16 protein-coding genes, 1 tRNA gene and 2 pseudogenes are annotated in these 19,443 nt (G+C 70.4%); 9 read left to right on the forward strand and 10 right to left on the reverse strand.

Going from position 1 to position 19,443, the window contains the following annotated elements; translation table 11 throughout:
- Nucleotides 1–276 precede the first annotated feature (276 nt).
- Nucleotides 277–849 carry an LOG family protein gene (locus I4I82_RS18060; protein WP_267461577.1) on the forward strand — a complete coding sequence of 191 codons (573 nt, stop codon included), beginning with the start codon at nucleotides 277–279 and terminating at the stop codon, nucleotides 847–849.
- A 1,244-nt stretch (nucleotides 850–2,093) separates the two neighbouring features.
- Nucleotides 2,094–2,411: a hypothetical protein gene (locus I4I82_RS18065; RefSeq protein ID WP_218591526.1), complete on the forward strand. Its 318-nt coding sequence runs from the start codon at nucleotides 2,094–2,096 to the stop codon at nucleotides 2,409–2,411.
- A 723-nt stretch (nucleotides 2,412–3,134) separates the two neighbouring features.
- Here the strand turns inward: I4I82_RS18065 and I4I82_RS18070 are convergent.
- The 5 genes from I4I82_RS18070 to I4I82_RS18090 form a co-directional block, all read right to left on the reverse strand.
- Complete coding sequence (locus tag I4I82_RS18070) at nucleotides 3,135–4,016, reverse strand: hydroxymethylglutaryl-CoA lyase (RefSeq protein WP_218591525.1); 882 nt, start codon at nucleotides 4,014–4,016, stop codon at nucleotides 3,135–3,137.
- A 129-nt stretch (nucleotides 4,017–4,145) separates the two neighbouring features.
- The gene (locus I4I82_RS18075) at nucleotides 4,146–5,321 is read right to left on the reverse strand and encodes an LLM class flavin-dependent oxidoreductase (protein WP_218591524.1); all 1,176 of its coding nucleotides are present in this window, start codon (nucleotides 5,319–5,321) and stop codon (nucleotides 4,146–4,148) included.
- A 156-nt stretch (nucleotides 5,322–5,477) separates the two neighbouring features.
- Nucleotides 5,478–5,993 (reverse strand): flavin reductase family protein, encoded by a 516-nt coding sequence (locus I4I82_RS18080; protein ID WP_218591523.1) that lies wholly within the window; start codon nucleotides 5,991–5,993, stop codon nucleotides 5,478–5,480.
- Nucleotides 5,994–6,063: 70 nt separating this feature from the next.
- Entirely contained in the window at nucleotides 6,064–7,290 is a 1,227-nt protein-coding gene (locus I4I82_RS18085; protein ID WP_218591522.1) for a bifunctional 3,4-dihydroxy-2-butanone-4-phosphate synthase/GTP cyclohydrolase II, read from the reverse strand.
- A gap of 124 nt (nucleotides 7,291–7,414) precedes the next feature.
- Nucleotides 7,415–8,173, reverse strand: a complete 759-nt coding sequence (locus I4I82_RS18090) for an SDR family NAD(P)-dependent oxidoreductase (RefSeq protein WP_218591521.1) — start codon at nucleotides 8,171–8,173, stop codon at nucleotides 7,415–7,417.
- Nucleotides 8,174–8,589: 416 nt separating this feature from the next.
- Here I4I82_RS18090 and I4I82_RS18095 point away from each other — a divergent pair, with 416 nt between their 5' ends.
- The 5 genes and pseudogenes from I4I82_RS18095 to I4I82_RS18115 form a co-directional block, all read left to right on the forward strand.
- A complete protein-coding gene (locus I4I82_RS18095) occupies nucleotides 8,590–9,027 on the forward strand; it encodes a GlcG/HbpS family heme-binding protein (protein ID WP_218591520.1) in 438 nt (145 codons plus the stop codon).
- Between the two features lie 79 nt (nucleotides 9,028–9,106).
- Nucleotides 9,107–9,772, forward strand: a complete 666-nt coding sequence (locus tag I4I82_RS18100) for a GntR family transcriptional regulator (RefSeq protein ID WP_218591519.1) — start codon at nucleotides 9,107–9,109, stop codon at nucleotides 9,770–9,772.
- Nucleotides 9,772–10,977: a CaiB/BaiF CoA transferase family protein gene (locus tag I4I82_RS18105; protein WP_218591518.1), complete on the forward strand. Its 1,206-nt coding sequence runs from the start codon at nucleotides 9,772–9,774 to the stop codon at nucleotides 10,975–10,977. The genes I4I82_RS18100 and I4I82_RS18105 overlap by 1 nt, the downstream gene beginning before the upstream one ends.
- Nucleotides 10,978–11,072: 95 nt before the next feature.
- Nucleotides 11,073–11,597, forward strand: a complete 525-nt coding sequence (gene rraA / locus I4I82_RS18110) for a ribonuclease E activity regulator RraA (protein WP_267461578.1) — start codon at nucleotides 11,073–11,075, stop codon at nucleotides 11,595–11,597.
- A 163-nt stretch (nucleotides 11,598–11,760) separates the two neighbouring features.
- A pseudogene (locus I4I82_RS18115) lies at nucleotides 11,761–12,276 on the forward strand (transposase); the annotation flags it as partial.
- A gap of 12 nt (nucleotides 12,277–12,288) precedes the next feature.
- Here I4I82_RS18115 and I4I82_RS18120 read toward each other — a convergent pair.
- The 3 genes and pseudogenes from I4I82_RS18120 to I4I82_RS18130 all read right to left on the reverse strand — a co-directional run.
- Nucleotides 12,289–13,153: pseudogene (locus I4I82_RS18120) on the reverse strand (IS5 family transposase); the annotation flags it as partial.
- A gap of 669 nt (nucleotides 13,154–13,822) precedes the next feature.
- A complete protein-coding gene (locus I4I82_RS18125) occupies nucleotides 13,823–15,415 on the reverse strand; it encodes a tyrosine-type recombinase/integrase (RefSeq protein ID WP_218592995.1) in 1,593 nt (530 codons plus the stop codon).
- A 79-nt stretch (nucleotides 15,416–15,494) separates the two neighbouring features.
- A tRNA-Arg gene (locus tag I4I82_RS18130) sits at nucleotides 15,495–15,567 on the reverse strand.
- Between the two features lie 93 nt (nucleotides 15,568–15,660).
- Here I4I82_RS18130 and bla point away from each other — a divergent pair.
- Entirely contained in the window at nucleotides 15,661–16,575 is a 915-nt protein-coding gene (gene bla, locus I4I82_RS18135; protein WP_218592996.1) for a class A beta-lactamase, read from the forward strand.
- Between the two features lie 33 nt (nucleotides 16,576–16,608).
- Here bla and I4I82_RS18140 read toward each other — a convergent pair whose 3' ends face one another.
- Entirely contained in the window at nucleotides 16,609–17,622 is a 1,014-nt protein-coding gene (locus I4I82_RS18140; RefSeq protein WP_218592997.1) for an NAD(P)/FAD-dependent oxidoreductase, read from the reverse strand.
- A 66-nt stretch (nucleotides 17,623–17,688) separates the two neighbouring features.
- Here I4I82_RS18140 and I4I82_RS18145 point away from each other — a divergent pair, with 66 nt between their 5' ends.
- Entirely contained in the window at nucleotides 17,689–18,273 is a 585-nt protein-coding gene (locus I4I82_RS18145; protein WP_218592998.1) for a helix-turn-helix domain-containing protein, read from the forward strand.
- On the opposite strand, the gene I4I82_RS18150 is transcribed toward I4I82_RS18145, so the two are convergent.
- Nucleotides 18,265–19,413: a metallophosphoesterase gene (locus tag I4I82_RS18150; protein ID WP_218592999.1), complete on the reverse strand. Its 1,149-nt coding sequence runs from the start codon at nucleotides 19,411–19,413 to the stop codon at nucleotides 18,265–18,267. The genes I4I82_RS18145 and I4I82_RS18150 overlap by 9 nt on opposite strands.
- Nucleotides 19,414–19,443 lie beyond the last annotated feature (30 nt).

Consider the following 19,443-nt stretch of genomic DNA (forward strand, 5'->3'; position numbering starts at 1 on the left):
GCCTCCCACGGTCATGGTTCCGCCGCCGAGTGCACTCGCACCTCTGCGCGTCGAACTCCTCGCCACCCGCCCCGCAGCGGAGTGGGCCACGGCCTGCATGGCGGCCGGGGCGCCGGCCGGAGTACTCGACGATGTCGCGGCGCCTTCCAGTCGGCCACCGATCTCGGCCTGGAGCCCGTGGGCACGCTCCCCCGCCCCGACGGGACCCGGATTTCGACACCGCGCGCCCAACGAGTTGGGCCCGAGAGAGAGGTTCTGCAGATGAGGTCCTTGTGCGTGTTCTGCGGCTCCAGCCGGGGTCGCCAACCCGTCTATCTGCACGCCGTCGGTGAACTGGCGGGGATTCTCGCCTCCGACGGGATTCGGCTCGTCTTCGGCGGTAACTCGACGGGGACGATGGGGGCGTTGGCCGACGGCGTCCTGGAAGCCGGCGGTCAGGTCGTCGGCGTCATCCCCAAATACGACTTCGACCAGGGGTGGGCGCACGAGGGCCTGACCGAGCTGCATGTCGTCGACTCGATGCACGAGCGCAAGGCGCGCATGGCCGAGCTTTCCGACGGCTTCATCGCCCTGCCCGGCGGGCTCGGAACCCTCGAGGAGTTCGCCGAGGCGATCACCTGGTTGCAGCTGGGGCTGCACCACAAGCCGACCGGGCTGTTGAACACCGCCGGGTACTACGAGGCGCTGCTCCGGTTCTTCGACCACGCCGTGGCGGAGCGCTTCCTCCGAGAGGAGGACCGAGCGTTGATCCTGGCCGAGACCGAGGTGCGCCCGCTGCTGGACCTCATGCGGGCCTGGACACCCCGACAGGATCAGGGCTGGGTGTCTGCGGACGGCCCCGCTGCGTGACCATGACCGACGCTCTCGCCGATCCGTGTGCGCCGCGACTCCCCCTTCCGAGGCGGCGTTGCGGCGCGTGCGGGACGGGTGCCTCACCGCTCACCGGGGGCCGGCCGGGCCTACGGCGCGACGTCGACATCCTCGACGACCCACGTCGTGCCGCCGATCCCGGGCTGGGCGCGCACACCCGTGCTGTCCTCGCGCCTGCGCCGGAGATCGAACCTGCGCCGGTCCTTCACCACGGCGGGCGACCCGGGCGGTCGCGGCCGGGCGACAACCCGCGCCGTAACTGACGTGAGGGATGACGCGGCCATCAGAGGCCGTACCAGCCTTGTCGACGGGTAACTGTCATAATCTGAATTATCGGCATATCGCGATAGCTCTGCGATATGTCAGTGAGGACATTTTCGTCTACACCGACATCCCGGTCGAACTGTGGGACCGCATCCGCGAGCACGCAGTCGTACTTACCCGCTGAGCGCTGGCACGCGGGTCCTCTGCGTACAGCAGCCTGTCGGTGACCACCGCGATCGCCCAAAAGGGCTGACGGGGGTCACTTCAGGCCTCTACCAGCCACCTTGTCCACGTCGTGGGTCACTGGAGCAGCTCAAGCCACACCGTTCGACCGTGTTTCGCCCCACGAACGGCCCCACGGCGTCCGAAATGCGGCAGCTATCCCAACGCGCTGTGTCCGATGGCCCGCTCGCCAGCCTCAACCACACGCCAGCCGGCCGAACGGAAGTTAGGTCGGCTGGTGTCCAGCACCGGAACGAGGGCGAGGTACACATCGTCGCCACCTGACACGCTGCCCATCGTCGCAGCAGCTACCGACCGGCAGCTTGGAAGACCGCCGATCCGAGTAGACCAGAGCCTCTATCTGCAACTATCGGCACACACCCGGCCACCCCAGCCACTCCGGGCGCCGCCAAACGACTCCGGCTCGTGTCACAAGCCGTGTCACGCCCCCTGCTGGCGGGGCCACCGAGCGAGGCGCGGCCCCGTCGCAACAGCCGCGTGTGGAGCGGAAGCCTCCAATGAGGCGGCTGTGGTCGAGGATCTTGTCCCGGACTCGCTCTGGGAGCAGGTCGCACCGCTGCTACGGCCCGCCCTCCGAGGCGGCAGCGACGATGGGCAAGTTCGAACGCGTGTGCGATCCTCTGCGAGTCATCGAGGTCGCTTCCCCCGACCCCGGCTACCGGGCAGTCGCACCGCGGCCCCGGTGTCGGCACGTCCTTGGAGGAGGAGCAAGGCCCGTGTACAAGCCGTGGTTGTCGACGACGAGCGCGCCGCTGAGGCCGCTGGACCGGCCGGTCTGGGTAGACCTCGACAAGCTCTACGGTGAACCCGACGACTCCACGGCTGGCGTCGACGACCCGGATCCGGGCGGCTACCTGAAGGCCACCGGGCGGGTTCCGGGGACGCTGAAGTGGTGGAACCGCGCGGTGGACGGGCGCTGGTTCGGCCGGGTTGACTTCGCCGTCTGCGACTCCTACGGCGCCGTCCAGGCGTATCACCAGGGCGTGCTGGTGCCAGCCGCCGCGCTCAGCCCCCGCCACAGCGAGCCCCGCTAGGCCACACCCGCCCGTGGGCGCCAACTGCGCTGCTCAACGAGGTGGACTCCCTGGCCGGGCACCGCCGAACCCAGCCGCCTCGGCGACACTGCTGGAGTGGACGAGGCGGACCCTCCCGACCTCCCTGACGACTCGCGGTCCCCCGGTCGAGGGGAGGCCCCGGCTGGGGTGCCGGATGCGGCAGCGATTCGGCGTGCTCTGTCCGAGTGCATGACTCTGGCCGACGTCGATGACGCGATGGGCTGGGCGCGGGGCACCGCTCGGCGGCGCCGCTGGCGCGAGCAGGAGGTGACCCCGGGGACGGCCCGCGGCGGCCGTCACGGACCACCGCGATGCGCGCGCCCCGCGGCGCCGACCGAAGGGACGTGTGTGACCGGCCCCCCGGGCGGCTCGGTGACCATGTGCACCGGCGTGGGGTAGGGCATCACCGTCCTGCTCGAAACCGCTTGACACCGGAGAACCCGATAACCGACTTGGCTCACGACCACCTTCGACCTCGACAGCCTGCTCTCGCCCGAGGAGCGCACTGCGCGGGCGCGTGCGCGCGTTCGTCGACGAGCGGATCCGCCCGAACATGTGGGCGCCGAGTCGTGTCCCGCAGGCCGAGCACCTCGTCGACCGTGAGGCGCCAGCTCCAGGCGTACCGACGCCGGCACACGCCGCAGGTCCTGGGTGCGGTATGGCTCCCGGACGTCGAAATAGGCAGGTGGGTGTATCAGCGAGCTATGGGGGTGGAAAGGGGCCGACGCGATACAGCTGGCCGGTGAGCCGGCGGCCGAGGATCGACTCCAGCCACTCGGCGACATGGATGACCTCGTCGATGTCGACGCCGGTGTCCACGCCTTCCTTGTCGAGCATGTAGAGCAGGTCCTCGGTGGCGATGTTGCCGGTGGCCCGGGGCGCGAACGGGCAGCCGCCGATGCCGCCGACGGAGGCGTCGAGGACCGCCACGCCGGCCTCGACGGCGGCGTAGGCGTTGGCGTAGCCGGTGTTGCGTGTGTTGTGCAGGTGCAGGCCGAGCGGGGTGCCGAGGTGCTCTGCGCCGGCGAGCAGCTTCTTGACCTGGCTCGGGACGCCGACCCCGATGGTGTCGGCGAAGACGATCTCGTCGGCGTCGGTGAGCTGCTCGGCGAGGCCGAGCACGCGCGCGGGGTCGACCTGTCCTTCGAAGGGACATCCGAAGGAGGCAGCCAGGGTCACGGTGGCGCGTCGTCCGTCCTCGTGGGCAGCGGTGACGATGGTGCGGGCCTGCTGCAGGGACTCCTGCACCGAGCGGCCCTGGTTGCGCTGGTTGAAGGTCTCGGTCACGCAGAAGGCGACATGGACCTCCTCGCAGGAGGTCGCGCGCAGCCGCTCGTAGCCTCGGTCGTTGAGGACGAGCGCCGCCCGGGTCAGGTTCTCCCCGGGGGTGACCGCGGCGAGGACCTCCTCGGCGCCGGCCATCTGCGGGACGCGCTCGGGATTGACGAAGCTCGCTGCTTCGACCCGGGGGACCCCGGTGCGGGCCATCCGGTTCGCGAGTTCGGCGCGGATGTCGGGGGCGAGTACGTCGGGCTCGTTCTGCAGCCCGTCGCGGGGTCCAACTTCACAGATCGCTACGGCCATGGGGCTCTCCTCCGCCGAGGGGGCCGGCAGCGCCACCCGGCGCTGTGTGACCGGGTGCCGCGGCCGAGGACGACGGCGACCACACCGTGGCCGCCGTCGTCGGTCGGATGTGTCGATGCCGGATGCGGCTCAGTGGCGCAGGCCGGCCTGCTTGAGCAGCGGCATGACGTTGTCGCCGAAGTAGTCCATCTCCTCGTGGTAGTCGAGCATTCCCATGATCATCCCGTCCATGCCGCCGGTCTCGTGGAGGCGCTGCATCTCCTCGGCGACCTGCTCCGGGGTGCCGACGATCGGGTAGCCGCCCCAGCCGGCGATGAAGCGCTCCTGGTAGGTCTCGATCTGCGAGGTGAAGGACTCGCTCTGCATGCCGAGCACCTTCATGACGTTGTTCGCGCAGTCCCGGTCGCCCATGTCGACGATGTGCTGGAAGTCCCGCTTGGCCTCGTCCTCGGTGTCCCGGCAGACGATCAGGCCGTAGGTCATGGTCTGGATCTCGCGCTGGTAGTCCTCGCGCGCCTTGGCCTTGAGCTGGGAGGTGTAGTCGTTCATCGTCTCGACGGTGTCCAGCGCGGCGAAGTTGACGTCGACGTTGCGGGCGGAGAACTCGATGCCCGACTTCGAGTTGCCCGCGTTGATCAGCGCGGGCCGCGGTGCCTGGTACGGCTTGGGGTAGGACTCGACGTCGAGGCTGTTGAAGTCCTCGGTGACGAAGTCGAAGGAGCCCTCTTCGGTCCACAGCTTCAGGACGAAGTCGAGCCACTGCTGGCCGTAGCCGTAGCGGTCGTCGTGCTCCCGCTGCTCGGCCCCGAACATCTCCATCTCGGGGGTGAACCAGCCCATGACGAGGTTGAGGCCGAAGCGGCCCCGGGAGACGTGGTCCGCGGTGGCGGCCATCTTGGCCGCGACGATCGGGTGCACGGTCGGCAGGTGGGAGGTGGCGAAGATGCCGATGTTCTCGGTGAGGGCGGCGAGGCCGGTCGCCCAGGTGTAGGTCTCGAAGCAGGTGCCGTTGAAGTTGGAGGTGCTGCCGAAACCCCGCCAGCGCGCGACCGGGACGAGGGCCTCGAAGCCGAGCCGGTCGGCCTTCTGCGCGATCTTGAGCGTGTGCTCCCAGGTCGCCTCGTAGGTGGTTTCGGCGTGGCTGATGGTCATGCCGTAGGAGCAGTTGGAGGCGAACAGCCCGAGCTTGAGGGGCTGGTCGTTGAAGATGGGGTGGGTGGTGCGTCCGTCGACCAGCGGCTTGCGCTGGTTCTCCGGGCGCTGGGTGGCGGGGACGAGGCCCAATCGTTCGGCGGCGCTGGTCACGGGTGCTCCTCGGGATGTCGGTCGTGTGAAGTCGTGTGTGTGAACTGGTCGTCGGGGGTGCGCTGGTGGATCAGGTCTGCGGCTGCAGGGCGGCTTCCGGGTCCGGGCCGGCGTCGGCGTCGGGGTCGGCCCCGACGCCCGGTCCGGATGCCGGGGTCATGACGCCTCTTCCACCCGGAGGGCGCTCTGCAACCCGTAGGCACCGCGGTGGAACAGCAGCGGGGTTCGGGCGGTGTCAGTGCCGAGGTCGATCACCGACGAGACGACCACGGTGTGGTCGCCGCCGTCGTACTCGGCCCACAGCTCACAGTCGATCCAGGCCACGACCCCGCCGAGGACCGGAGCGCCCTGCAGGCTCGGACGCCACTCGATCCCGGCGAACTTGTCGGTGCCGGACCGGGCGAAGGCGTTCGACACGTCGGCCTGGTCGTCGGCGAGCACGTTGATGCAGAAGCGGTGTGCGTCGCGGACCCTGGGCCAGCTGCTCGAGGTGCGCGCCGGGGCGAAGCTCACCAGCGGCGGGTCCAGGGACAGCGACGCGAAGGACTGGCAGGTGAAGCCGACCGGCCCGTCCGGGCCGATCGCGGTGATCACCGTGACGCCGGAGCAGAAGTGACCGAGGACGTCGCGCATCGATGCGGCATCGACGAGGGGTGGCTGCGGGTGGGTCATCAGGCCTCCGCACAGTCGCGGAGGCGCAGGACGGAGGTGCTCATCGCGGGCTGTCCCTTCACAGGAGTCGTCAGGCGCCGGTGGCGGTCGGGGGCAGGTGCAGCAGGTGGCCCATCCGGTCCCGCTTGGTGCGCAGGTAGGCGAGGTTGTCCGGGGTGACGGCGGTGGGGGAGCCGACGCGGCCGACGACCTCGAGGCCGAAGCCGTCGAGGCCCCCGTACTTGTGCGGGTTGTTGGTGATCAGCCGCAGCCGGGTCACGCCGAGGTCGGCGAGGACCGCGGCACCGATGCCGTACTCGCGGCTGTCGACGGGTAGCCCCAGCTCGAGGTTGGCGTCGACGGTGTCGCGACCGTGCTCCTGGAGTGCGTAGGCGCGCAGCTTGTGCCCGAGCCCGATCCCGCGCCCCTCGTGGCCGCGCAGGTAGACCAGCACCCCGACCCCCGCGTCGGCGATCATCTCCAGTGACTGCTCCAGCTGGGCGCCGCAGTCGCAACGCCGTGATCCGAACAGATCGCCGGTGAGGCACTCGCTGTGCACCCGCACGAGCGCGCCCTCGGCCCGGGCGACGCCGGAGGTCGGGTCGCCGTGCACCAGTGCGAGGTGCTCGATCCCGTCGAGCAGCGATTCGTAGGCGACGGCCCGGAACGTGCCGGCGTCGGTGGGCAGCGTGGCTTCACCGCTGCGCCGGACGAGCGCCTCGGTGGTGCGGCGGTGGCCGATCAGCTCGGCGACCGACAGGACGGGAAGTTCGTGGCGGGCGGCGAACGCGGCGATCGCGTCCCCGGCCAGCGGGACGCCGTTGTCATCGACGAGCTCGGTGATGACGCCGACGTCGTCGCGGCCGGCCAGGCGCAGCAGATCGACCGCCGCCTCGGTGTGACCGGGCCGCTTCAGGACACCACCTCGCCGGGCCCGCAGCGGGAAGACGTGGCCCGGTCGGCGCAGCTCCTCGGGGCGGGTCCCGACGTCGGCGAGCGCCGTGACGGTCGTGCAGCGGTCGGCCGCCGAGATCCCCGTACCGACCGAGACGTGGTCGACCGTCACCGTGAACGCAGTCCGGTGGAGGTCGGTGCTGTCCTCGACCATCAACGGCAGGCCGAGCGTGTCGGCCCGCTCGTCGGTGAGCGCCACGCACACGATCCCGCTGCCGTACCGCAGGAAGAACGCCATGGCCTGCGCGGTCATGGCGTCGGCGGCCATGACGAGGTCGCCCTCGTTCTCCCGGTCGCTGTCGTCGGCGACCACGACCATCTGCCCGGCCGCCAGGGCGGTCAGTGCTGCGGCGATGCGGCTCACGGGGCTCCTCACGGACGATGAGTGATAGCGGGGCGGTGTGCCCTACGGAGGACTGGTCGGATGCAGCGCTGCGGAGCGCGGCCGCGCGGCACCGGGCCGGCCGCCGCGTGGCCGCGGGCACACCTCAGCGGGTGGAGTAGCCGCCGTCGACGTTGATGACCGCGCCGGTCATGAACCCGGCCTCGTCACTGGCGAGCCACAGTGCCAGCGAGACGACCTCCTCCGGCCGGCCGAGCCGGCCGGTGAGGTGCTCGTGGTTCCAGGTCTCGAAGATCTCGTCGCGGTTGGACATGTCCTTCGTGAAGTTGCGCGGCATCGAGGTGTCGACGACGCCGGGGCAGATCGCGTTGACGCGGATGTCCGGCGCGAGCTCGACGGCCGCGACCCGGGAGAAGTGTGCGGCCGCGGCCTTCGCCGCGCCGTAGGCGCCCATGTTCTCGAACGCGACGACTCCCCCGATGGAGGACACGTTGATGATCGAGCCCTTCCGCCCGCTCATCAGCGGGACGAAGGCCTTCGTGGCGAGGAAGATGCTCTTGGAGTTGATCCTCTCGACGAAGGCCCACTCCTCCTCGCTGGTCTCCAGGATCGGCTTGCCCATGATGATCCCGGCGTTGTTGTAGAGCACGTCGACCGCGCCGAACTCGGCCTTCGCGGTCTCCGCCAACGCGGAGATGCTCGCGGCCGAGGTCACGTCGACCTCGGCGAAGCGGAAGTCGAGGCCCTCGTCCTTCAGCGTGGCTTCCAGCTCCTTGCCGGCCGCGCCGTTGAGGTCCGCGCCGAGCACTCGCGCGCCTTCCCCGCAGAACATGCGGGAGGCGGCCTGCCCCATGCCGCCGGCGGCGCCGGTGATCACAATGTTCTTGCCGTCCAGCTTGCCCATCTTCGCCTCGAATCCTCAGTGCCGATGTCCTCTGTGGATGCGCCTGCCGATGGGACTCGTATTACACGCGGCCCCTGCGACGCGATCATGTGTATGCAACAGGTTGCTCGGTGCCGTGTCAACCGCCACTCTCCTGAGAGGTACTTCTTGGGGTAGCGGCTCGTGTGTGCACATCAGGCAGGGCTTGGCTGGAACGCAGGTCTCGCGCCCCAGGATTCAGGGCGCACATTCGTGCACTTCAAAGGGCTTTGCTCGTCCGGGGGCGTCCGGGGGCGATTGGATCTAGATGTCGCATTGCTGCATACATCGCGCACCTCACGGCCGTCCGACTTGACAGATCATCTGTGGACGGTTTGCATACATCTCACCAACCGAGGCTCAAGTCACACACCCCGATGTCGAGGAGATCCACAGCTATGGCGAACACCTACAACCGACCCTCGATCACGCTCGAGCTGGCCCAGGAGATCGTGAACCGGGCGGTCGCCCAGGCCGTCGAGGACGGCGGTGCGTTCGTCGTGTCCGTCGTCGACGAGTCCGGCGTCCAGAAGGCATTCGCCCGGATGGATGGCGCTCCGCTGCTCTCGGTGCAGGTCGCCCAGGACAAGGCCTACACCGCGGCCGGCTTCGCCATGCCCACCGACGGCTGGTTTGATTTCATCAAGGGCGACGAGCCGCTGCGCGTCGGAGCCCCGACCGGCATCGATCGCCTGGTCATCTTCGGCGGCGGGTACCCCCTCACGATCGACGGCGCGGTCATCGGGGGCATCGGCGTGAGCGGAGGCCACTACAGCCAGGACATGGCCGTCGCCCAGGCCGGGTTGCGCGCACTCGAAGCCGCGACCACCGCCTGAGCGCGGCGCCCGGCCCCGGGACAAGAGGGGCCGAGCACCGGGGCACCGACGCAGACGAGAGCCAGACCGAGGAGACGATGTGGTAGCCGCGACCGAACAGACCGTGACGCGGCTACGCCAGTTCATCCTGGACGGCGATCTGGAACCCGGTGCCCGGATCCAGGAGGTCGAGCTCGCAGCGCAGCTCGGGGTGAGCCGCACCCCGGTCCGCGAGGCACTGCGAACGCTCTCCTCGCAAGGGCTCGTCGAGCTCCTGCCCAATCGCGGGGCTCGCGTCGCGCGGTGGTCGGTCAAGGACCTCGATGAGATCTACGAGCTGCGCGTGATGCTCGAGAGCCATGCCGCCCAGCGCGCGGCCACCCGCATGAGCCCCACCGACGCCGACGCACTCACCGAGTTGTGCGAGCAGATGGAGGCCCGCGCCCAGCGCGGCAGCAAAGCTGATCTCCTGGAACTCAGCCAGCTCAACTCCCGTTTCCACGGGTGCGTCCTGGACGCCGCCGACAGCCCGCGACTGGCCACGATGCTCGCCACCGTGGTACAGGTGCCGCTCGTCATGCGCACCTTCGTGCGCTACAGCCCCGACGCGCTCGCCCGCAGCATGGGCCACCACCGCGAACTGGTCGCCGCCATGCGCGCCGGCGCACCGGAATGGGCCGGGGCGGTCATGCAATCCCACATCATCGCTGCCCGCACCGTCCTCGTGAACTCCGGCGGTGCGGCGGCCCCCGAAGGAGAAACCTGATGTCTCCCGAGTCCCCCGCGGGTGCGCTGACCGGCATCCGCGTGGTCGAGATGGGCCAGCTGATCGCTGGGCCCTTCTGCGGCCAGCTTCTCGGCGACCTGGGCGCGGACGTCGTCAAGGTCGAGTCCCCCGGCGTCGGTGACCCCATGCGCCTGTGGGGACAGGCCAATGCCGATGGCGCCTCACTCACCTGGCCGGTGATCGCCCGCAACAAGAGGTCGATCACGCTCAACCTGCGCGGTGAAGCCGGCCAGGAGGTCGCCCGGCGGCTCCTCGACCAGGCCGACATCCTCATCGAGAACTTCCGGCCCGGGACCCTGGAACGCTGGAACCTGTCCCCCGAACGGTTGTGGGAGACCAATCCCGGACTGATCATCGTCCGGGTCACCGGATTCGGGCAGACCGGCCCCTACGCCCCCCGTGCCGGCTACGGCTCGATCGGCGAGGCGATGGGCGGTCTGCGCTACCTCACCGGCGAGCCCGACCGGCCCCCGTCGCGCGCCGGTATCAGCATCGGCGACTCCCTCGCCGGCACCTACGCTGCCCTCGGAGCCCTCGCCGCGCTCAACTCCCGTCGGACGACCGGCCGCGGCCAGATCGTCGACTCGGCGATCTACGAGGCGGTGCTCGCCATGATGGAGGCCTCGCTGACCGAGTGGGACGCCATTCGCTACCAGCGCGAACGCACCGGAGCGATCTTGCCCAAGATCGCGCCCAGCAACGTCTATCCCACCGCCGACGGCAGCAGCATCCTCATCGCCGCCAACCAGGACACCGTCTTCCGCCGCCTTGCCGACGTCATGGGGCGGCCCGAACTCGCAACCGACGAGCGCTATGCCACCCACCACGCGCGCGGCGAACGCCAGCAGGAGCTCGACGGCCTCATCGCCGGGTGGTCGGCCGAATACGACGCCACCGAGCTTCTGGAGCTGCTGCACGGGGGTGGCGTCCCCGCCGGCCGCGTCTACCGCGCCGAGGACATGTTCGCCGACGAGCACTTCGTCGCCCGCAACGCCATCGTGCGGGCCCGCAACAGTCAGGGCCATGAGTTCGCCATGCAGAACGTGGCCCCGCGCCTGTCGGACACGCCCGGCGGCGTTCGGTGGAGCGGACCCGAACTCGGTGAACACACCGACGAGGTGCTCACCGACCTGGGGTACGACGCCGCCGCCATCGGGCGACTACGCAACGATTCGATCATTTAGGTCGTCAAGGGCACGGGCCCGGGCAGGTGGCGCACGGTCCGGGAAGCGGACTGCGCGGCCGGCCCCGGACGACATTCTTCGACGGGGAGGCGCACGTGGACAGGGGTACCGCCGACTACATGGACGAGCGCGGTGAGGGCGTGGACAGCTGCGACCTGCAGCTACGACAGTACGGTGGCCGCGCCGAGTTCGAAGGGCCGATCCGTACCCTCCGCTGCCACGAGGACATCGGGCTGCTCCGGCAACTCGTGGCCGAGCCGGGCAGCGGTGCGGTACTCGTCGTCGACGGCGGAGCGTCGTTGCACTGTGCCCTTGTCGGCGACCAACTCGCGGACCGCGCCGCGCGGAACGGATGGGCCGGGATGGTCATCGCCGGCGCCGTGCGAGACACCCGCGTGCTGACCGCTATCGATCTGGGGATCAAGGCCCTGGGAACGAATCCTCGAAGAGGGGCCACACGCGGCACCGGCGAGATCGACGTCCCTGTCACCTTCGGCGGCACGAGCTTCGTGCCCGGGCAGTACCTCTGGAGCGACGATGACGGCATCGTGGTGACCCGTCCGGGATACGACGACGCAGATCCGCCGCACCTACACCGTGCCGGCGTACCCGGGTCGTAGCTCCTCCTCGCTCCCCCGCTCCCTATGAACGCTCTCCGCTTTGTAAGGCGCCGCGGGTCAGCAAACAGTGAGAGATGCTTCTATGACTGTGGGTCTGTCCCAAGATCGGTGTTTTCGGCCCGACACGCCGGGCTGAGGTCCGGCGGGATGGGCACTGTGAGTGATGACATCGGATCTTGTGAGTGCACGCAGGGATGACTCGAGGCCAGCGCGGCAGTTGTCGCCGGAGCAGGCCGCCGCGGCGGCGATGGTGGCCGAGGCGAAGGCACGCGGTCTGGCGTTGACCGGACCGGACGGTTTGCTGAAGCTGTTCACCAAGAGCGCGTTGGAAACCGCGTTGAACGAGGAGATGACCGAGCACCTCGGGCATGCCAAGAACCGGGCAGATCCGGAGCGGGAAACCACGAACGTTCGGAATGGGTCGCGCTCGAAGACGGTGATCTCGGATGCCGCCGGTGAGGTCGAGATCGAGGTGCCGCGGGATCGCGACAGTAGCTTCGAACCGAAGATCGTGAAGAAACGTCAGCGGCGTCTCGCGGATGTCGACGAGATCGTGATGTCGCTGTATGCGAAAGGGATGACCACCGGGGAGATCTCGGCGCATTTCGCCGAGATCTATGGGGCGTCGGTGTCCAAGGAGACAATCTCGCGGATCACTGAGAGCGTGTTTGAGAAGATCAAGTCGCGGGTGTGAAGACGTACTTCTGTTGGCGGGCGGCCGGCTTGCCGCGGGCGATGCGGCGGGTGATGGTGTTGATCGCGGCCCAGCGGATCATGGCCTCGGAGACGGCGGGGTGGCGTTCGTAGTCGCGGGCCAGACGGCGGTGTGCGGTCAGCCAGGCCAGTGTCCGCTCGACCACCCAGCGGCGCGGGAGGACGGCGAACCCGCGCTGCTCAGGCGGTTTGCGCACGACCTCGACGCTGGTGCGCAGGATCGTGTTCGCCCACTCCAGCAGGCGTCCGGCGAACCCGGCGTCGGCGTAGACGAACCGCACCCTGGTGCGCAGGTACAGGTCGAGCAGGATCGACTTCGCCCCGTCGCGGTCCTGCACCGACGCCGAGCACACCACCGTGGTCAACAGCAGGCCCAGGGTGTCGGTCACGATGAACCGCTTCCGGCCGTTGATCTTCTTCCCTGCGTCGAAGCCGCGCGAGTCCTGCCCGACGGTGTCGGCACCCTTCACCGACTGCGAGTCGATGATCCCCGCGCTCGGTTCCGGGTCCCGCCCCTCGTCGGCACGTAGCTGACGGCGCACGACCGGGAGGATCTTCTCGGTGACCTTCTGCTGTTCCCACCGGTTGAAATACCAGTAGACGGTCTGCCAGGGCGGGAAGTCCGCTGGTAGAGCCCGCCAAGCGCACCCCGCCCGCACGACGTAGAGGATCGCGTCGACCACGTCCCGGCGCGGGTGCTTCTCCGGACGCCCACCCGCCCCGGCCTCGGGCAACAGCGGTTCGATCAACGCCCACTGCTCATCGCTGGTGTCCGAGGGATACCGCCGCTGACGCCGAGCCACCCGTCCACGATGGACCAGAGCGCGGCCCGCGCGGCGCAGACACGCCGACCCTTCTCAAACACGGTCTGAGGCGAAGCGGTCCTCCGGCTCGCACGAAGCGCTCACCTGGATGTCGCTGCCGTACCTCTTCTGGACGTACTCCTCGACCATGCGGGCTCGACGCCACGAAGCCGAGCCCTGGCCCAGAATCGGCGCGTCCGTATCCGGGTTAGCGTCGTCGGCCCACATCGGGAGGGGGTTCGCGTCACTCCAGGCCCTTACCCAGGCGAGCGCGTTCGCTCTCTCGGATTTCGACGGAGCGTTCAGGTCGAATGGACAACTGGAGCGAGGCCGTCGTTCTCGCAGTGCAGCGCGGCCAGCTTCAATTGGACTCTCCAGAGTCACGCGTGCCTTCCTTCGCCGTCGATAGTGGAAACCGGGACCGTAACTGCCCATCGCCACACGACCGGCTGTCAGGCTAACGTCACGGCGGATGGTCGGACAACGCAACGCACCCATCCGGCAACCGACGACACGTCGCGCATGTAGGGCGGCTGCGCTGTGCTGTGGTCATTGGCGGGGATCGGCGTCAGTGCCGCGGCCGGAACCGCTGCCCGGATGCGAGAGACGACCTTCCGCCCGGCTCGCCGGTGGTTCACCGTCAGATCGACGCCCTACCAAGCCGCGCATGCTCTCCGCGCCGCTCGGGCGACTGAGCAATTGATCGCCTTACTGGATCAGGGAGTCTGGAGTTAGCGCCGCCAAGCGGCGTCTCGTTGGCCCCGCGCCTGTCGCGTCAATCGTGGTGTGACTTGCCGATGGCGCCGCGGACACGACCGCTCGCTTCCCGCGGCTCGCGATGACGAGGCCTTCGGCCTTGAGAAGTGCAACCGCGCGGTTCGCCGTGCCGGCGGATACGGCGTACCTGGCTTGGAGCGTCTCGACGGTGGGCAGCGGGTCATTTACGGTCAGCGCAGCACAGCTGATTGCTGCGCGTAGATCGGCCGCGATTCGCTGGTACGGACTGTCCCCGTTCGGAGGGTCGCTTCGCGCAACCGAGGCGCCGCCTCCCGGGTCGCCGATCGGCGGCGCGGGCATCCGAACCCCCGGCGACTTCATGGCCCGTTGATCTGTCTCGGCAACCCACGCGGTGTACGTGCGCAGCGTCGTCGACCCGCCGCCGCCGTGGCCGAGTCGGCCAGCCACGGTCCGCACGTCGACCCCGGCTGTGATCAGTTCGGTTGCTGAATAGTGCCGGAGCTGATGCAGATTCATTTGCCAACCTAGACGGCGGCACATACGTGCGTAGCGGTTTGATACGGACGATGGGCGAAGCCAAGTGCTGTGGTCCAGGGACGTCGAGAAGATGTGGCCATTCAGACTGAATGCTGTCCCGAGAGCCTCGACGTTCTGCTCGCACTGACGCCGGCATGTCCGCAATAGGGCCACCGTGTCGTCGTCGAGCGCGATCCGGCGCTGCTGGTGGGTCTTGGTGTCCTTCTCCCAAGTGCGCGTGCCCTGCTGGGCGATGCTGCTTCGGATCGTCAAGACGCCACGGTCGAGGTCGAGCAGGTTCCAGCGCATCGCGCAGAGCTCGCCGCGGCGGGCGCCGGTCGTCATGGCAAGCCAGAGAAAGCAGCCCCACATGAAGTCCGGGAATGCGGCGTTGAGGATCGCTGCCGCCTGATCGGACGTCGGGGGGTTCGGGTCGGAGCGGCCGCCGCGGGGCGGCTCGGCCTGGTCGAGGGGGTTGACCGTGATCCAGCGCCAGCGGACGGCGCGGCCGAGTGCGCCGCTGAGGCAGAAGTGCACCTTCCGGATCGTCGACGTCGCGAGCGGCCGGCAGACGTGCGGCCGGCACTTCTCCGAGCACTGGTGCGGGCCATCGGCCGCGTGCTCGACGAACGGCCGGCCGTCGCAATGCGCCCGGCACCGGCGGAGGATCGCCTGATGGTTGTCGAGTGTCTCGCCGTCGAGCTTGGCAAGCGGGAGGTGCCCGAGCAGCGGGCGGATGTGCACGCGAATCGTCTGCTCGTAGCGGTCGAGCGTCGTCTCCTCGACGTCGAGCAGCTCGAGGTAGCGGTCCATCAGCTGGTTGACCGTCGCCTTGGTGCGAGGGTTGCGGCGCTCGTCGACCTGGTGGACGAGCCGGCGCCGGACCTTCTCGGCCTCTGCAGTCGCCTTCGGGCCGGCGGGGACGGTCTCCACGAGGTAGTTGCGCTTGCCGCTCAGGGCATCGAGGCCGGCGTAAACGCGGACGCGCAGCGAGCCGCTGGGCAGCTTCTCGATCTCGCCCCGCTGACGCTTCGAGGACCCCGGCATGGAGCGACGGTAGCAGGCTCGCTCCACGTATAGCTCCACGTCGAGCGGCCTGACCGGGGGCGCGAGCCTCTGAACTGCGTGCCCCCGGCAGGATTCGAACCTGCGGCACCCGCTTTAGGAGAGCGGTGCTCTATCCCCTGAGCTACGAGGGCGGCGGGTCGATGGTAGTGGTCCTACCCGGCTCGAGCGCAGGGCGGTGACGGGTGGCGCGGACGGGGTGCGGGTGCACCGGCATGCTCCGGATCATGACGACGTTCGGACGACGCACCCTGCTCGTCGGGCTCGGGGCCGCGCTCGTGGGGTGCGCGGCCCCCGCCCCGGTCCCGACACCGACACCGGCTCCGGCTCCGGGCCCGGGCCCGACACCGACCCCCGTCGACCCCGGGCTCGACGAGATCGAGCGGCGCTTCGGCGGCCGCCTCGGCGTCTACGCCCTCGACACCGGCACCGGCGCGGTCGTGTCGCACCGCGGCGACGAGCGGTTCCTGCTCGCCTCGACGGGCAAGGCGTTCATCGCGGCCGCGGTGCTGCAGCGCGCCTCCACCGACCCGGCGCTGCTCGACCGCCTCGTCCGCTACGACGCGAGCGCGCTGATCGCGAACGCGCCGGTCGCGGAGCAGAACCTCGCCACCGGCATGACGGTCGCGGCCCTGTGCGAGGCCGCCATCACCCACAGCGACAACACGGCGGCGAACCTGCTGTTCGACCTGCTCGGCGGCCCGGCGGCGGTGACGGCGTTCGTCCGCGGCTCCGGCGACGCCACCACCCGCTTCGACCGGCTCGAACCCGAGCTCAACGTCTCCACCGGATCCGACGACGAGCGCGACACGAGCACCCCGGCCGCGGTCGTGGCGACCCTGCGCGCGGTCACCCTCGGCGACGGACTCGACCCCGCCGGGCGCGACCGCCTCACCGGCTGGCTGTTCGCCAACACCACCGGCGCCGCGACGATCCGGGCCGGCGTGCCCGCGGGCTGGCGGGTCGGGGACAAGACCGGGACCGGCGGGCAGGGAGAGCGCAACGACATCGCCGTCCTCCACCCGCCCGACCGGGCCCCGATCCTGCTGGCCGTCTACACCGCGCCGACCGACCCGGAGGCCGAGCCGTCGGACGAGACCGTGGCGGAGGCGACCCGGGCGGTCGTCGCGGCGCTGGCGTGAGCGGTGCCGGCACGAGCGGTCCCGGCGTGATCGCTACGACCGCGGGGTCGGCTCCAGCCCGTGGCGCCGGTCGCCGAGCACGATCTCGCTGACCTCCCGCTCCAGCCGCGCCCCGGCGCGGGCCCGCACCGCCGCGTCGGTCTCCTGCACGACCAGGTCGGCGTTGATCTGCGCGCCGGCCCAGTTTCCGGCGGCGGCCGCCGCGACCACCTGCGCCATCGGGTCCGCCACGTTCCCCGCCGCCCACACACCGGGCACCGAGGTCCGGCCGGTCGCGTCGGCGACCACGCGCGTGCCGATCACCGCGCCCCCGATCTCCATGTCGGCGGTCTCCACGCCGAGCGAGGTCAGGACGTCGCTGGAGGCGCGCAGGAACCCGGCGGTGAACAGGGCGTCGCGCGCGACCACGGTGCCGTCGGCGAGGCGCACGCCGGTGAGCCGGTCGTCGGTGACGACCACCTGCTCGACCTTCCCGGTCACCACCGACACACCGCGCGCGGCGAGGCGCTCCCACTCGTCGTCGGTCGGCTCGACGGTGTCGTTGAGGAACAGCGTGAGGTCGGCCGACCACTGCCGGATCAGCAGCGCCTGGTGCACCGCCATCGGCCCGGTCGCGACGACGCCGAGCGCCCGGTCCTGCACCTCGTAGCCGTGGCAGTAGGGGCAGTGCAGGACGTCGCGGCCCCAGCGCCCGCGCAGGCCGTCGATCTCCGGCAGTTCGTCGACGAGCCCGGTCGTCACCAGCACCGCACGGGCCCGCGCGGTCGAGCCGTCGGCGAGGGAGGCCGTGAACCCGGGGGTGATCGAGTGCACTCGCCCCTCGACGACCTCGACGCCGTAGCGCCGCACCTCCGCACGCCCGAGCTCGACGAGCTCGCCGGGGGGCGTGCCGTCGCGCGTGAAGAAGGCGTGCACCCCCTCGGCCGGGGCGTTGCGCGGCTGTCCGGCGTCGACCACCAGGACCTTCCGCCGCGCCCGGCCCAGAGCCAGGGCCGCGCCCAGTCCCGCGGCGCCGCCGCCCACCACCAGTACGTCGTAGTCCGTCATGTCCCCGACTGTGCGCCTGTTCGCCGAATTCGACAAGGAACGTTGCCGGTATGGCAAACTGCCGGCATGACCGACGACGACGTTCTCTCCGAGGTGGGTCCCCGGCTGCGACGGCTGCGCCGCCAGCGGGGCGTCACGCTCGCGGCCCTGGCCGAGCTCACCGGCATCTCGGTGAGCACCCTGTCGCGCCTGGAGTCCGGCGGGCGCCGTCCGAGCCTGGAGCTGCTGCTGCCGATCGCGCGGGCGCACCGGGTGCCGCTCGACGAGCTCGTCGGGGCGCCGCCGGTGGAGGACCCGCGGGTGCGGCTGCCGACGTTCGAGCGCGGCGGGGTCGTGTTCCAGCCGCTGACGCTGCAGACCGGTCCGCTGCAGGCCTACCGCATGACGATCCCGGCCGACTCGCCGCGCTCCGAGCCGTCGCCGCAGACCCACGAGGGCTACGAGTGGCTCTACGTCCTGTCCGGGCGGCTGCGGGTGGTGCTCGCCGAGCACGACTTCACGATGCGGGCGGGGGAGGCCGCGGAGTTCGACACCCGGCTGCCGCACTGGTTCGGCCGCGCCGACGACCGGCCCGTCGAGATGCTCAGCCTGTTCGGCAAGCAGGGGGAGAAGATGCACGTGCGGGCGGCGCCCAAGGGCCGGTCAGCGTGATCCCTGATCCCGTGAGCGCAGCGTCAGGAGCGTGATCTCCGGCGGCGAGCCGACGCGCACCGGCGGGCCCCAGAACCCCGTGCCGCGCGTGACGTAGAGCCAGGTCGGGCCGACGCGGACGAGCCCGGCCAGCACCGGCTGGTCGACGAGCGCCACCTGCGTGAGCGGCCACAGCTGCCCGCCGTGCGTGTGCCCGGAGATCTGCAGGTCGACGCCGGCGCGCGCGGCCCGGTCGACCATCACCGGCTGGTGGCACAGCAGCACCACCGGCTGCGCGGGGTCGCGGCCGGCGAGCGCGGCGTCGAGGTCGAAGCCGTGCCCGGGGACGCCGGACGCCGCGGCGGTGCGGTCGTCGCAGCCCGCGAGGTGCAGCACGGCGTCGCCCCGGCGGATCTCCTCGCGCTCGTTGCGCAGCACGCGGATCCCCAGCGTCGGCAGGAACTCCACCCACTGCGTGACGCCCGAGTAGTACTCGTGGTTGCCGGTGACGAAGTACGTGGGCGCGGTGATGTCGGCGAGCGGCGCGGCGTAGGCACCGAGCTCGGCGACGCTGCCGTCGACGAGGTCGCCCACCACCGCGACGACGTCCGGCGCCGTCCCGTTGATCATCGCCACGAACCCGGCGACGTCGGTGCCGTCGACGAGCGGACCCAGGTGGATGTCGGAGACGGCGGCGATCGTGAAGCCGTCGAAGGCGGGGTCGAGGCGGTCGAGCAGCACCTCGCGGCGCTCCACGCGGGGCTGCCGGGCGACGACCGCGCCGTAGGCGACGATGCCCACGGCCGTGACCGCGGCGGTGCCGGCGACCACCCGCGACAGGAACCGCCGCCGGTCCTCCGACGGCCGCCCGCGCAGGAAGCGCACCGCGAGCCGCACCAGCTCGCCGAGCACGAGCACGCTGGCGAGGTAGACGAGCAGCGCCAGCCAGAAGAAGCCGACGTAGTGCAGCGGGCGCGCGGTGTCGGGCGCGAGCGCGCCGCGCGTGAGCAGGGCGGCGGCCACGGTGAGGCCCAGCAGCGTGATCACGGCGGCGCCGGCGAGCCGCACGCGGCGGTCCGTCGTCAGCGCGCGGACGGCCCGGCGGTAGACGTAGAGGTGCAGGAGGGCGACGAACACCAGCACGAGCGGAACGAAGCCCACTCCATGATCCTGCCCCACCGCGGTCGCGGC

This window comes from Pseudonocardia oceani, assembly GCF_019263585.2.
Taxonomy (GTDB): domain Bacteria; phylum Actinomycetota; class Actinomycetes; order Mycobacteriales; family Pseudonocardiaceae; genus Pseudonocardia; species Pseudonocardia oceani.

What these genes read in the sequence shown, in the direction of transcription:
- I4I82_RS18080 (WP_218591523.1), bottom strand. Translation starts at nt 5,993, where the DNA reads ATGACCCACCCGCAGCCACCCCTCGTCGATGCCGCATCGATGCGCGAC.
- I4I82_RS18070 (WP_218591525.1), bottom strand. Translation starts at nt 4,016, where the DNA reads ATGGCCGTAGCGATCTGTGAAGTTGGACCCCGCGACGGGCTGCAGAAC.
- I4I82_RS18090 (WP_218591521.1), bottom strand. Translation starts at nt 8,173, where the DNA reads ATGGGCAAGCTGGACGGCAAGAACATTGTGATCACCGGCGCCGCCGGC.
- I4I82_RS18145 (WP_218592998.1), top strand. Translation starts at nt 17,689, where the DNA reads ATGACCGACGACGACGTTCTCTCCGAGGTGGGTCCCCGGCTGCGACGG.
- I4I82_RS18095 (WP_218591520.1), top strand. Translation starts at nt 8,590, where the DNA reads ATGGCGAACACCTACAACCGACCCTCGATCACGCTCGAGCTGGCCCAG.
- bla (WP_218592996.1), top strand. Translation starts at nt 15,661, where the DNA reads ATGACGACGTTCGGACGACGCACCCTGCTCGTCGGGCTCGGGGCCGCG.
- I4I82_RS18140 (WP_218592997.1), bottom strand. Translation starts at nt 17,622, where the DNA reads ATGACGGACTACGACGTACTGGTGGTGGGCGGCGGCGCCGCGGGACTG.
- I4I82_RS18105 (WP_218591518.1), top strand. Translation starts at nt 9,772, where the DNA reads ATGTCTCCCGAGTCCCCCGCGGGTGCGCTGACCGGCATCCGCGTGGTC.
- I4I82_RS18125 (WP_218592995.1), bottom strand. Translation starts at nt 15,415, where the DNA reads ATGCCGGGGTCCTCGAAGCGTCAGCGGGGCGAGATCGAGAAGCTGCCC.